Annotated in this window: 8 protein-coding genes, 1 tRNA gene and 2 pseudogenes; 4 read left to right on the top strand and 7 right to left on the bottom strand. The window is 35.8% G+C overall.

Annotated features, from left to right (window positions below; translation table 11 throughout):
- Positions 1-71 precede the first annotated feature (71 nt).
- From MB380_RS15350 to MB380_RS15340, 3 genes are read right to left on the bottom strand one after another with little or no spacing between them, the layout of a single operon-like run.
- Entirely contained in the window at positions 72-1,172 is a 1,101-nt protein-coding gene (locus tag MB380_RS15350; RefSeq protein WP_253526561.1) for a Nif3-like dinuclear metal center hexameric protein, read from the bottom strand.
- Positions 1,169-2,455: a M20/M25/M40 family metallo-hydrolase gene (locus MB380_RS15345; protein ID WP_253526559.1), complete on the bottom strand. Its 1,287-nt coding sequence runs from the start codon at positions 2,453-2,455 to the stop codon at positions 1,169-1,171. Before MB380_RS15345 ends, MB380_RS15350 begins: the two co-directional genes overlap by 4 nt.
- Before the next feature lie 10 nt (positions 2,456-2,465).
- Positions 2,466-2,987 carry a DinB family protein gene (locus MB380_RS15340; RefSeq protein ID WP_101725652.1) on the bottom strand — a complete coding sequence of 174 codons (522 nt, stop codon included), beginning with the start codon at positions 2,985-2,987 and terminating at the stop codon, positions 2,466-2,468.
- Positions 2,988-3,089: 102 nt separating this feature from the next.
- Between MB380_RS15340 and MB380_RS15335 the strand changes: the two genes are divergently transcribed.
- The 3 genes and pseudogenes from MB380_RS15335 to MB380_RS15320 all read left to right on the top strand — a co-directional run bounded on the left by MB380_RS15335 (position 3,090) and on the right by MB380_RS15320 (position 6,218).
- A tRNA-Asp gene (locus tag MB380_RS15335) sits at positions 3,090-3,163 on the top strand.
- 749 nt (positions 3,164-3,912) lie between these two features.
- Complete coding sequence (locus MB380_RS15325) at positions 3,913-4,866, top strand: transposase (protein WP_253535589.1); 954 nt, start codon at positions 3,913-3,915, stop codon at positions 4,864-4,866.
- Positions 4,867-4,944: 78 nt separating this feature from the next.
- Positions 4,945-6,218: pseudogene (locus MB380_RS15320) on the top strand (IS256 family transposase).
- A gap of 158 nt (positions 6,219-6,376) precedes the next feature.
- Here the strand turns inward: MB380_RS15320 and MB380_RS15315 are convergent.
- The 4 genes and pseudogenes from MB380_RS15315 to MB380_RS15300 all read right to left on the bottom strand — a co-directional run bounded on the left by MB380_RS15315 (position 6,377) and on the right by MB380_RS15300 (position 12,315).
- Entirely contained in the window at positions 6,377-8,650 is a 2,274-nt protein-coding gene (locus MB380_RS15315; RefSeq protein ID WP_253526557.1) for a hypothetical protein, read from the bottom strand.
- A 12-nt stretch (positions 8,651-8,662) separates the two neighbouring features.
- The gene (locus tag MB380_RS15310; protein ID WP_253526555.1) at positions 8,663-9,634 is read right to left on the bottom strand and encodes a hypothetical protein; all 972 of its coding nucleotides are present in this window, start codon (positions 9,632-9,634) and stop codon (positions 8,663-8,665) included.
- A gap of 11 nt (positions 9,635-9,645) precedes the next feature.
- On the bottom strand, positions 9,646-10,572 hold the full coding sequence (locus MB380_RS15305) for a hypothetical protein (protein ID WP_253526553.1): 927 nt from the start codon (positions 10,570-10,572) through the stop codon (positions 9,646-9,648).
- 463 nt (positions 10,573-11,035) lie between these two features.
- A pseudogene (locus MB380_RS15300) lies at positions 11,036-12,315 on the bottom strand (IS256 family transposase).
- Positions 12,316-12,718: 403 nt separating this feature from the next.
- On the opposite strand from MB380_RS15300, the gene MB380_RS15295 reads away from it, so the two are divergent.
- Complete coding sequence (locus tag MB380_RS15295; RefSeq protein ID WP_253526551.1) at positions 12,719-13,750, top strand: YhcG family protein; 1,032 nt, start codon at positions 12,719-12,721, stop codon at positions 13,748-13,750.
- Positions 13,751-13,930: the final 180 nt, after the last annotated feature.

The following is a 13,930-nucleotide window of genomic DNA, read 5'->3' as shown; positions in this document are numbered from 1 at the left end:
CCGCTACGGCGGACCGTCTTGAATTTAAAGCGTTGTTGTTTGCTGCGGAGACTACCCCTGCAATCATCTGATTAATAATAATATTGAACAGGATTTGTAGGTGTTTCCGACAAATGGACTGCAAAGTTAGTGAATTTTTTGCAAATATAATCTTTCAACAATTCTTTTGTAAATTGCTCGCTTTCATAATGGCCAATATCTGCAATGATGATGCGATTTTCGGCATCAAAAAACTCATGATACTTATAATCAGCAGTTATGAATATGTCGGCACCGGCTCCGATGGCGTCGCCCAACAAAAAGCTACCCGCACCGCCGCACAAGGCAACTTTGCTTATAGGTTTATTCAGTAAACCTGTATGTCTGATAACTGAAACCTGCATATTTTGTTTCAGATAGGCCAGAAAATCTGTTGGCGCCATCGGCGCAGGCAGGTAACCAACTGCACCCGAGCCCACTTCCTGATGGCGGTTATCCAGCTGGGTAAGGTAGTAGGCGATCTCTTCGTACACATGCCCTTTACGCATGGCGGCTAGTATCTGGTTTTTCAGGTATGCCGGAAAAATAACTTCTACCCGGTTTTCTTCAACTTCTTCCATTGGCCCGCCCGACTGCCCGATTACCGGATCAGCCGCTGCCCCGGGTTTAAATGTGCCTTTGCCTTCAACCCTGAAACTGCATTGGCTGTAATTGCCTATTTCGCCCGCCCCGGCGGCATAAAGCGCATCCAGCAGCTCTCCTGTGTGTTCTACTGGTGTAAAAACCACCAGCTTCATTAGTAAATCGGTTTTGGGCGCCAGAATTTTCACCCTTAGCAAGCCCAGTTTCTGGGCAATTTTAAAACTGACGCCATCAACCACGTTGTCAAGGTTGGTATGGGTGGCATAAATGGCGATGTCGTTCTTGATGGCTTTTATAACGGTGCGTTCTATGTAATTTTTGCCGTTCAGCCGCTTGATACCCTTAAAAACAATGGGGTGGTGCGCCACAATAAGGTTACAACCGCGCTGAATGGCCTCTTCCACCACATCTTCGGTAGAATCGAGCGTTACCAGTATACCTGTTACATTTTCGTCAGGACTACCCACAATAAGCCCTGCGTTGTCATAAGACTCCTGATAGGGCAGGGGAGCAAGTCTTTCAATATAGTTAGTTATGTCTTTTATTCTCATCGGGTAAGTCGGTAAATTAATAAAGCCGCGCGTTGCGTAAGTGCCGGAAACTCCTTCAGATTAATGGTTTCTCCGGGCGCGTGCGCTCCCTGTCCGGATGCGCCAAGGCCGTCGAGACAAGGTACATACTGCGCAATATAAGAAATATCTCCGGCACCGCGAGAACCCGGGTCTCCGGCTTTTACTTCGCCCACACCCAAATCAAGGCTCACCTGATTCAGCACTTTCAGCAAATCAGCATTGGCCTGTGTTGGTTCCATGGCCGGAATACCGTCTGAAAACTTTATTTCTGCAGTTGTTCCGTTCAGGTTTTGAGCCACAATCTCACGCATTTTATTACGGGCTTTTTCTTTCTGTGCTTCGCTGATAAAGCGTAAATCGCCGGTTACTATTACCTTTTGGGCAATGATGTTTGTTTTGCCCACGGCCTCACCTTTGGCAGTAGCCGGGTTATAACTTACCTCGGTTCCACCTGAAATTACGCCCGGATTAAAGGTCAGGTATTTTTCGGCGCTCAGGGTTTCTCTGAAGCGGTCTAAAATACGGGCAGCTTCATAAATGGCTCCGTAACCCATACCGGCATTGAATATACCTGACGAATGACCAGTTTTACCCGTGGTAGTTAATTCCCAACCACTTGCACCCCGGCGTGCAGTGGCAGCAATGCTGAAACTCTGAGCGGTTTCGTAAGCCAGAGCAATGTCTGACTGGCGGGCACGCTCAATAAAATCTTTGCGGCTGATGCTGGTGGGTTTGCCCGAACTCTCTTCGTCGCCGGTAAAGTAAATAGTTATGCTGGTGTCGTCGAGTAAGTTCTGAGCATGCAGGGCTTTCAGAGCGGCAATAATCATTACATCGCCTCCTTTCATATCATTTACCCCCTGCCCGGTAGCAAAAGTTTCGTTCAGCCGGGTAAAGGGTGTAAAAGGCATTGATTTCTCAAAAACGGTGTCTAGATGGCCAATCAGGAATAATTTTTTACCTTTTTTGCCTTTCCGGTACGCCACCAGATGACCGGCACGATTGAGGGAATCTGGCAGGGCAACCCACTCTGTTGTGAAGCCCATAGCCTCAAATTCCTGACGGAATAGCTGTCCGACCTGTTTTACACCTTCGAGGTTCAGGGTGCCACTATTGATATTCACCACTTTTTCAAGCAATTGCTCGGTTTGGGCAATGTGGGCGGTTATATGTTCTGCCACTTTTTTTTCGACCGGACTGATTTTTTGCGCCAGCCCATTAAAACCCGGTAATAGAAGCAGAAAGATTAAAGCTTTATTCATCTTAATAAAATTACAGATAGCGTTCGTTCAGGATTTTTAGATGGTGCAACTCATGCCCCGGAATCAACCAGGCCAGCGCTCTTGTAGAAGTAGGCTGGTTATTGGCCAAACCAACCCGATGCAACTCATCATTGCTGAACGATTTGAAAAGCAATATAGTAGATTTTCGCTGCGCTTTATATTGTAAGCGTAAACTTCTGAGACTTTTTTTGTTAAAGTTGGTGCCTGCCATATATTGAGCCTCATTAAAACCCGGCAGCGACTGTTTTTCGCCTCTGGCAATGCACAAGGCACGGTAGGCCAGTATTCTTTCTGTATCAATCAGATGGCCGAGTATCTCAATGGGTGTCCATTTACCGGTGTCGTATCGGTAAAAGTGTTTTTCTGCAGGTAATGATTGATAGAAGTTATCCACAATTGAAATATTTTCTGACATTTGTTTGAGGGCGTCGTCAGAGATAACTTGCTGAATATAACTGTGTTGATACGAAAGGGCGTTATACTCTTGCGGAGTAGGTTTAAAAATTTTCATATTTTTTTTGATTCAGGTCTTGACACGCAAATATAATGTTCCTACCTTTGCAGTCCCAAACGATGAGAGAAAATAAAAATCACGAAGCGTTAAGGAGAAAAAGGTCCGGTAGTTCAGTTGGTTAGAATACCTGCCTGTCACGCAGGGGGTCGCGGGTTCGAGTCCCGTCCGGACCGCTGAGCGGGGGAATTGAAAAATTCCCCCGTTTTTTTTGATAATCCAGTAAGCCTTTCTTGCTCATTATCAAGCAGTTTGCGATAGTAAATCAATCATTGTCGGGGTTCGATACATACCCTCTTGATAGTAGAGTTTTTGATCGAACACCATATTTATCTGCTCCTGTTTTTCCAACGCATTGGTCTTGTTAAAAACAAATTCCAGGTCAGTTAGCTTCTCTAAATTGTTTTCTAAAATTCTGAATTTCTTGCTTTGGTCACTGCTTAAGTGTTCAATGGATGCCTTCAAGGAGAGCCTATTGTGGACCAATCTGAAAAGTTGGGGAGTAGGTAAAAAAGGAGTTACTTTGCGAAAAAGAATACGGACTTGGATACGACGCTACTATCATTACTACTTCCTGAAGGCATTTTAGAATACTTTGAATTAACTAATGTGATAAAGAAAGAGTAATCTTACTATCTGTTTTTATCAGAGAAGAATCTACCACCACAAGAATATCAATCCGACCAACTACAATCTAAGGGATTCTTTGATGAAGAAACTGTAAGAGATTTTCCTTTACGAGGTAAAGCGTGCTATCTAAAAATCAAGCGCAGGAAATGGCTGAATCTCACTACTGGTAAAACAGTCTATAGAAATTGGGAAATGGTAGCAGATGGCACTCGAATGACAAAGGAATTCGCATTTTTTTTATCGGAACGCCGACCGAAAGGACTTGGTAGATAATACCCCCATTAGTTGTAAAACACTGGGAGAACTTTATGGCTTAGATGGCAAGCGATTCCAGGAGCAGTACGTGAGTCATTTAAGTGACTTTAAGAGTTGGCCACAGGCCTCATATGCTGAAGATTGGTTGTTGTTCACTGAGAATATTGGTGAATATCTATCTATTGATGAGACGAGCTTATCGCAGGGAGAGCTTTATACTATTCTAACTAATAAAGCGGCTAAAGGCCGTAAAGGAACTTTGGTAGCCATGATAAAAGGCACTGAAAGTGAGAAAATCATAGAAGTATTACGTCAGATACCTGAATCTTTAAGGAAGAGGGTAAAAGAAGTGACTTTAGATTTAGCTCCTACAATGGAGAAAATAGCCAGAAGAACATTCCCTAAAGCCAAACTTGTAGCGGATAGGTTTCATGTTCAACAGCTAGCCTGTGATGCAGTACAAGAGATTAGAATCCAACACAGGTGGCAGGCAATGGAAGAAGAAAACGGGCAAATGCAATCAGCTAAAGAACAAAAAGTATCTTTTACCCCTCAAATACTAGAGAACGGAGATACACTCAAACAACTTTTAGCCCGAAGTCGGTATTTACTTTATAAGAAGCCACATAACTGGTCTGAATCACAAACACACAGAGCTCAAATCTTATTCAGATTATATCCAGACATTGCAGAAGCTTATGGATTGAGTAGAGGATTATCTGACATTTTTACCCATTCCAAAGAAAGAATTGTAGCATTCAAAAAGCTGGCACTATGGTATAATCAGATTGAAAAGGCAAGTTTCGATTCATTCAATACAATTGCCAGAACGATTCAGAATCATTATGAGAAAATCCTGAACTTCTTCGATAGAAGAAGCACCAATGCATCAGCAGAATCGTTCAACGCGAAAGTTAAAGCACTAAGAAACCAGTTTAGAGGTGTAAGAAATATTACTTTCTTCCTCTTTAGACTCGCCAAGATTTATGCGTAGTCCCCGAGACTGTAAATTAAACTGTGTCAAGGTAAAATTTAGCTAAAATGTTAATTTTACTTTAAACACAGTTTTTTTATGGAAGAGAAGCAAGAATTTGATTTCGAAGAGTTCAAAAAGCAAGCAATTGCTGGAATGTATGCTGGTAAGCCTTTTAGTGGAGAGAAAGGCATTTTTGCGCCATTAATGAAACATTTTTTGGAAGCTGCTTTGTCTGGTGAGTTAGAAAATCATCTGGCAGAATCAAAAGCAAAAGGAGTATCTAATCGTAAAAATGGAAAGACACAAAAGCAGGTAAAGAGCTTATCAGGAGAATTTGAACTGGAGAGTGGCAGAGATCGTTCAGGGACTTTTGAGCCTATGATTTTACCTAAGAGACAGGTAATAATTACAGAAGAACTTGAAACTAAAGTTATAGGTTTATATGGTTTAGGAATGTCTACCAGAGATATATCTTCTCATATCAAGGAGCTATATCAAATGGATATTTCAGCTACGCAGTTATCTACTATTACAGATAAGGTAATCCCTGCCATGCAAGAATGGCGTAGCAGACCCTTGGAGAGCATCTATCCCATTGTTTTTATGGATTGCATACATTATAAAGTCAAAGAGGATGGCAGAGTGGTTTCACGAGCTATTTACAACATCTTAGGAGTAGACTTAGAGGGGAAAAAAGACTTAATAGGTATGTATGTGGCAGAAACAGAGGGTGCTAAATTCTGGCTTTCTGTCTTAACAGATTTAAAAAGAAGAGGTGTAGAGGACATTTTAATTGCCTGTATTGATGGACTGAAAGGTTTTCCTGATGCTATTGCTACCCTATATCCCCAAGCTCAAATACAGCTCTGTATTGTTCATCAAATACGGAATAGCCTGAAATATGTTCCTGAAAAAGACAAAAAGGCTTTTATAGCTGACCTTAAACTTGTGTATACTGCTCTAAACAAAGAAGAGGGTTTTAGACAATTAGAGGCTTTAGAAGCTAAATGGGGCAAGAAATACATCATTGCTGTTCAATCCTGGTTTACTAACTGGGAAAACCTATCAAGCTTCTATGAGTATGCAGAAGACATTAGAAGATTGATTTATACGACAAACCCTATTGAGGGTTTTCATAGGCAAGTCAGAAAAGTCACTAAAACTAAAGGCTCATTTACATCAGATACAGCACTTTTGAAACTGATTTATCTGGTCGTACAAAGAATCTCCCAAAAGTGGACGGGGTCGCCCAGACTATGCCTGTCCGAAATTGGAGTGTCACCTTATCGCAGTTATACATTATTTTTGGAGATAGAATGAAATTCCATAATTTTGAAAAAACTCACTTGAAGCCAACTCCAAGTGAGTAGTAAAAATCCTTGACACAGTTCAGTTTACGCTCCCTTACTAAACCTGTATTTCCTGAACCATGTGTTTTGTGTTATAGATTAGTGAAGAGTATTATTATTTGAGTCAACACATAATAACTATCTTGAATTTATTTCTTGAAATTAACTAAGTAAACAAATCAATATGAAGTCAATATTTCAGTTTTATATGTTGTAATTACATCCGCATAGAGAAATAAGTCATGAACATCTCTCAGATTTTCTTTACCTTTCAATTGTACTTTCGCTTGTTCTAAAATCTTCTGTGCCTGATTTATTAAAAAAACCTTATGATTAATTTTCTCTATCTTTAGATTTAAATTTTTTTCATTTTCAATATCAATACTTATAGATTGCCGAATGAAGAATCTAGCAATTGAGTCATCATATCGATAGTGCCATTCTGCATTAGCAGTCTTAACAATTTGTGTTAAGTATGCATGAACTTGATTCAATTTTCCAAATTCTTCTTTTCCACCAGCTTCTGTTGAATAAAATAAAAAAATATTAGTAACATACATTTTTTGAACGCTATCGACTTCATTTCTTTCGCTGAAATAATTATATGCCTTTTCAATATAATAAATCGCTTCATAATTTAAGTTTCCTGGCTCACATTCTGGAATCCTTCTCTTAATTGTACATAACGAATTATCTGTTTTTTTACACCACAAATGAAAATTTAAATATCCTAGGGCAGCACATATTTGGGCCTCTTGCAAAGTGTAGGGGACCCCTTCTTTATTGTTAATCATATTTTTGAGCAGCTTAATAATTGTAAAAAGAGTATTTTTAACATCTTCAAATGAGTTTTTTGACTTTATCCAACATGCACCTGCCAACATTAATTGAGAAAATTTAAATCTATTCCAGAAGTCTTTTTCAATTGAGAGTAATTTAACATTATTATATAGTTCCAAAACCCAAAAAGCTGTTAAAACTTTAAAGATGTCATTGTCATTTATACTTTCATTATTTCTAATTCGAGTAATTAAATTTAAAACTCCCACTGCAACACGATTTCTATCTTTTGAGTCTGTAGATAAACATCCTTTTTCTGAATTAAACATATCGCGAATTACCGGATGAATCTCTTCAGGAATAAAAAAACGAATTAAACTAAAGTCTTTAAATACATCAAAACTATTTGGAATTGCTACTTTAGAAACTAATAAATCAATGTTTGTTGTTATTTCATTATACAAATTAAAAGTACCCTGTAATGATTTATATGACTTCTCTAATTGAGTAATAACTTTTTCAATTTTTCTCTCAAGAAGCTTTTGATACTGCTGATTATCTACGAGGTTATGTGTCACATTTTCAATTACTTTCTGATAATCCTCGTTTGAAAAGCTTGGTAAAACAACATTCTTAAAGAAATCATATCTAATGAAATCTGAGATTTCATTCTCTAAATTCTGAAGCTCTTTATTAATAAATTCTGATTCTTTTTCTCTAAAGCGCTTATTTCTTGAGTCTATTACTTTATCCACAAAAACGGAAAATTCTTCTTGTCTTCTTACTATCTTCTGATAATTACTAACCTCTTCCAATTCTTTATTATTAATCGTATATCCAAGAGAATAGCAAAGGAAGTAATCTGCACTTCTTATTGCTGAGACAGTAATTCCGTTCAGGTTTATTTCAAACAGACTTAATAAGTTTCTATCCCTTAATGCCTCAGTTATGGTTCCTAGAGAGTCATAAAATATTGGAATTACCTTTATCTTACCTTCGTTAAATTCCATTACCCTTTCTCTGATAAAATTTAACGCCTGCGCATCATTAAAATTTTCTTGCTTCTTTGATGGCCTCTTAATATTAAATGCGAACAAAATTGAATCAAAAAAATCCGGATTTGAACTGTAAACATCCTCTTTCTCAAGAACGAAAATTTTCTTTTCCTCAAAAAGATTATAAAATCTCTCTTGCCATGTAAAATCGTTTATTGTTCTCAATACATTAAACGTTCTTCTTTTTTCTTCTGAATGCTCTTCAAATATATGATTCTCTATATTATTTTTAAATTCGGTTATTCTTGAATTTAAAGAAGCATTATTCTGTCCATAAACGTCGCCCAGAAATTTTTTAAAAACTTCTCTATAATTAGGTAACCTATTGGGCATTCCAAAATTATCAGATAGATGATGATAAAATTCAGACTGATGCCATGGTAATATTTTAATATTTAAACCTAAAAAGCCTCCTGAAGCAAGACTCTGAATGAGGGTTTGGTCAGATTCAAACTTTTCATTTTCAAAATCAGAAAGTAAAATTTTATTCTTATAAAATGCTCCAAAGCCTTGCATTATATCTATTAAATCAAATGCATCAAAATAGAATTGATGCTCATAATCGGATTCAGCAATACAAGTATTGAAACTGTCTAAATATAAAAAATGTCTTTTCATTTACATACACATTTATTTATGGGAACCCTGAACATTATATGAAACTTGCATAAAAAGATAGGTTATTCTTACCAAATCCTTAACAAACCGCATAGTATTTATTGATTTCCCTTTATAGTTTGTTATCTTAATTTGAATTGTTTCATGTTTCGTCTCAATCAAAGGCTTCTCACTAACTCCTGCGCTATTGACAAATTCTAAAAACTTATCCTTGTAGTTCTTATTTAATGCTAGAGAAAAAACGAAATTATTATATGCCTCTATATTCTCTGAATTAAGAAATGATTCAATTACTACTGAGTATAGCTCATCATCAGAAAATATTTTATCAATAAAAAATGGTTCAAGAAAAGTATTATCTTCGATGAAAGAAATTCTATCATATTCAAATTGTATTAGAGTATTTAGTATTTGTGCTAAAACATCTAAACCGATTTTTTGCAGTTTCGAGAAATCATAGATAATATTTAAATAATCTTCAAATAGGAGTATCTCGGAAGGTATAGTTTCAAATGATGTAATCTTAAGATATTTTGGGTTGTTTAGACGTAATATTCTGAAGTTGTGGTTTAAGATTAATATACACTTTTTCAATACTTTACTTAGAATTTTATTATTGGCATCTTGATTATTGAAAGTATAACTATATATATCATTAATAATTTTCATCAATCTATTAATGCACCAATATTGCCCTTCACCAAATGAAGAGATTAAATTTAAAAAACGGTCTATTTTTTCATAATTTATCAGTATTTTCTCTGGCTCAAAATAATTGAAGCTCTTAGAAATTTCATTAACTACAATTTGAAGATTTCTTTTACTTTCGAATAAATCGCCATAATTTTCAATATATCTCCTTAAATACTCACTTATGCCTAATTCTTCCAAAGATCGGTCAGAAATATTACCGTCTATTAAACTAATACATTCACTTAACCAAAATTCTTTGGTCAAAACCACATTTAATCTATTATAATCCATTGACATTCAAGTTAATTATGGTATGCTAATAACTCTTCATAAAGTTGAAAATTAATTGTTGGGGGCACTAAGCTTGCAAAAGGTAAAGTATTAATAACAGCTTTAATATTTAATCTAACAGGTAAAAATTCAATTAAGCTTATATCAAATAACGGTATTAAGTACTCATTAAATCCAGTACTCAAAGTCTTGTCGATTTTAATTGCTTTACCTGCTGAAGGTTTTGTAACTTCGTCAACTGGAGAAAAAACCTCTTGAGTAAAAGCGTCTATAGCACTTGGCACAAATAATAGGTCTTTTACTTTATCAACTTCAATTCTCAAAATAAGACTTTTCTCGGATAGCCAATCATTTGGAAAACCAATATTATGCGCCAATTCAACCACCCATTCATTAATTATCTGATCTGGAGAAAAAAAATTATCGTTTTCAAGAATGAAATCTGTTTTTGGTAAAGAATCTGTCCACCAAGAAAAGCTTCTATTTGGAGTCCACTGTGTGATTAAATTTCCAAAATGTTGCCAATTGTTATTATTTCTATGAAAATTATTAACTATTTTTTCATATGATTCTTTATAAAAACCTTCAAGTTCTATATCGTCTTTATTTATTCTGTATATATTTCTCTTTCTTATTTCATTGTATTTAACTGTTGATTCAAACGATTGTATCCTATATAAGTACTTGCTATCAGTATGGATTGCTGCTGACAACCATTTTGAACAACTATGATAAAACGTGCATCTTTTAGCCAAATTTGTAAGTAAGTCCTGACTTCTTTCAAAAGAATTTGTTGATGGTTTTATGGCATTAGCTAACTCTAGCAATTGGTGTACTATGCTGGGCTGTAACTTAATCCCTTTTTCTTGCCTAAGTTTGAATAATTCATTCCGATAATTAGAAATTTTCTTTTTTCTCTCATTAATATCTATAATCATAATATACAATAGTTTAATTTAGTAATTATAAAGAAAGATTTTTCGCTTATTAGATTACAAATGGAGGGCTATAAATATTACTTTTAAAATCATAGTAAAAGAATATATAATATTTTTAAGACCATATAATGCTAATTTCTTTAAAATTCCTTAAAGTTTAGTCATCATTACTGGAATTTTTATTTACCGGCCCCTTTCAATATAATATTTATTCAATACGGTTAATAATTATTCGCCAAAAATCCACTCCTTTCAGAACTAGAAAATTAAAATTTGCCTATCCCATATAGAGTATAATAAAATTGAAAACAACATTCAATAGATGCATTTAAATAGGAAAATGAATATTAAGAATTATTTGGAGATTATATCTTATTTTAAATCAGAACTGTTTTCATAAAAGGTAATATAAAAAAGTTCAACTTATCAGGGAGCGTAAACTGAACTGTGTCAAGGATTTTTACTACTCACTTGGAGTTGGCTTCAAGTGAGTTTTTTCAAAATTATGAAATTTCAATCTATCGCCAAAAATGATGTACAACTGTGATAGTGTAACACCCCAATTTCGGACAGGCATAGTCTGGGCGACCCCGTCCACTTTTGGGAGATTCTTTGTACGACCAGATAAATCAGTTTCAAAAGTGCTGTATCTGATGTAAATGAGCCTTTAGTTTTAGTGACTTTTCTGACTTGCCTATGAAAACCCTCAATAGGGTTTGTCGTATAAATCAATCTTCTAATGTCTTCTGCATACTCATAGAAGCTTGATAGGTTTTCCCAGTTAGTAAACCAGGATTGAACAGCAATGATGTATTTCTTGCCCCATTTAGCTTCTAAAGCCTCTAATTGTCTAAAACCCTCTTCTTTGTTTAGAGCAGTATACACAAGTTTAAGGTCAGCTATAAAAGCCTTTTTATCCTTTTCAGGAACGTATTTTAAACTATTCCTTATCTGATGGACAATACAAAGTTGCATTTGAGTTTGGGGATATATAGTAGCTATAGCTTCAGGAAAGCCTTTTAGTCCATCAATGCATGCAATTAAGATATCATCTACACCTCTTCGTTTTAAGTCTGTTAAAACAGAAAGCCAGAACTTGGCACCTTCGGTTTCAGCCACGTACATACCTATTAAATCTTTTTTCCCCTCTAAATCTACTCCTAAGATGTTGTATATTGCTCGCGAAACCACTCTCCCATCTTCCTTAACTTTATAATGTATGCAATCCATAAAAACAATAGGGTAGATGCTCTCTAAAGGTCTGCTACGCCATTCCTGCATGGCTGGAATTACTTTGTCTGTAATCGTTGATAACTGGGTAGCTGAAATATCCATTTGATATAACTCCTTGATATGTGAAGATATATCTCTGGTAGACATGCCTAAACCATACAATCCTATAACTTTAGCTTCAAGTTCTTCTGTAATGATTACCTGTCTCTTAGGTAAAATCATAGGCTCAAAAGTCCCTGAACGGTCTCTGTTACTCTCCAGTTCAAATTCTCCTGATAAGCTCTTTACCTGCTTTTGTGTCTTTCCATTTTTACGATTAGATACCCCTTTTGCTTTTGATTCTGACAGATGATTTTCTAATTCCCCAGCTAAGGCGGCCTCCAAGAAATGTTTCATTAAAGGTGCAAAAATCCCTTTCTCTCCACTAAAAGGTTTCCCAGCATACATCCCTGCAATTGCTTGCCTTTTAAACTCTTCAAATCGCAGCGGCGACCCGCTCGAATTCTTCATTCTGTTCCATAAAAAAACTGTGTTTAAAGTAAAATTAACATTTTAGCTAAATTTTACCTTGACACAGTTTAATTTACAGTCTCTATTTTCGGTATAATCTAAGGCTTTCACAAAAATATTTTCTCTTACTTGCCTATTCGGTAATTCTTTCAACTAATGAAGACCTATTAATTAAGATTTCCGGAATCCATTACGCATAAGGTTACCTAATATTTTTCTACTTTTGTGTTAGTGTTTTTTCAGCAAATAAGCCGAATTGGTGTTATTAGAGGAAGTATGAGTACAGTAAAGAATAAGCCGATATCTATTTTCTTCAATATAATATCGGATATGAAAATGAACAATAAAACCGGAGTCGATAAACTTGTGAAGTGAGTAATTAAACTTATTGGAGAAATAGCTAATGATAAAAAATGTAGTTGCCGATATTGTTGCCATAATAGAAGATGGCCGAAAGAAAGCATATAGTGCTATTAATTCGGCTATGGTAGAGGCCTATTGGCTGACAGGCAAACGTATTGTAGAAGAAGAACAGCAGGGAAAAGAACGTGCTACTTATGGAGAGGCCATACTGAAAGAACTATCAAAGGAATTAAATGCTAAATATGGCAGGGGGTATTCGTTTACTAACCTGTATAATTTTAGACAGTTTTATTTAACTTTCTCTGATTATGAGATTTTCTACACAGTGTGTAGAAAATTGACATGGAGTCATAATAGATTGATTATGCGGGTTGAAAATATGAAAGCCCGCGAATACTATCTAAAAGAAGCAGCAGAACAGAATTGGAGTGTAAGGACTTTAGAGCGAAATATTACCAGTTTCTATTATGAAAGGCTGCTCACAACGGGCAATAAAAAACAAGCTTTACACCATAGTGAGAAACTGGAAAAACATACTCCCGGTGATTTTATCAAAGATCCTTATATTTTCGAATTTCTAAATATTGAACAACCAGTCACAGCCTCTGAAAAAGAGATCGAAACTGCTCTGATAAATAATTTGCAGAAGTTTTTGCTAGAGCTAGGCAAAGGGTTTTCCTTTGTAGGGAGACAGTACCGTATAAGTACTGAACTGGAACACTTTTATATAGATCTCGTATTTTATAACTATCTGCTTAAAAGTTTTGTACTTATTGATCTCAAAGTAGGCAAACTAAGCCATCAGGACATTGGCCAAATGGACATGTACCGAAGGCTGTTTGACGATCTCAAAAAGCCGGAAGGTGATAACCCTACTGTTGGAATAATATTATGTACCGAAAAAAGTGAGACAGTTGTAAAATACTCCGTAATGAATGATAACTCTTCAATATTTGCTGCAAAGTACATGTTATACTTACCTACAGAGGATGAATTGATTGCTGAAATAGAGCGGGAAAAACAAATCATCAGGCAAAAGATTGAAAATACAGGAAATGTAAACGAAAACTAAAATTTTGACTATTGTAGAGCTCGTTACAAGGCATTAGGAAGAAATAGTAAAAAGGGGAAGTTCAATGGATTTTATCCAGGAAAACTGTAAAGAAAAGATAAATCATCATAATTTCTTCTTCGGTAATTTTTCCAAAATTAGAAGTTTGGCTAGATAGTCCCAACTAAATTATTGGGTTGC

It is taken from the genome of Emticicia sp. 21SJ11W-3, from assembly GCF_024138715.1.
Taxonomy (GTDB): domain Bacteria; phylum Bacteroidota; class Bacteroidia; order Cytophagales; family Spirosomataceae; genus Emticicia; species Emticicia fluvialis.
Note: the sequence above shows the minus strand (reverse complement) of the source record. Positions and strands in the feature narration are given on the sequence as shown.

Excerpts from the sequence above, each read along its gene's own strand:
- MB380_RS15350 (WP_253526561.1), bottom strand. The coding sequence starts at position 1,172 with ATGAGAATAAAAGACATAACTAACTATATTGAAAGACTTGCTCCCCTG.
- MB380_RS15345 (WP_253526559.1), bottom strand. The coding sequence starts at position 2,455 with ATGAATAAAGCTTTAATCTTTCTGCTTCTATTACCGGGTTTTAATGGG.
- MB380_RS15340 (WP_101725652.1), bottom strand. The coding sequence starts at position 2,987 with ATGAAAATTTTTAAACCTACTCCGCAAGAGTATAACGCCCTTTCGTAT.
- MB380_RS15315 (WP_253526557.1), bottom strand. The coding sequence starts at position 8,650 with ATGAAAAGACATTTTTTATATTTAGACAGTTTCAATACTTGTATTGCT.
- MB380_RS15310 (WP_253526555.1), bottom strand. The coding sequence starts at position 9,634 with ATGGATTATAATAGATTAAATGTGGTTTTGACCAAAGAATTTTGGTTA.
- MB380_RS15305 (WP_253526553.1), bottom strand. The coding sequence starts at position 10,572 with ATGATTATAGATATTAATGAGAGAAAAAAGAAAATTTCTAATTATCGG.
- MB380_RS15295 (WP_253526551.1), top strand. The coding sequence starts at position 12,719 with ATGATAAAAAATGTAGTTGCCGATATTGTTGCCATAATAGAAGATGGC.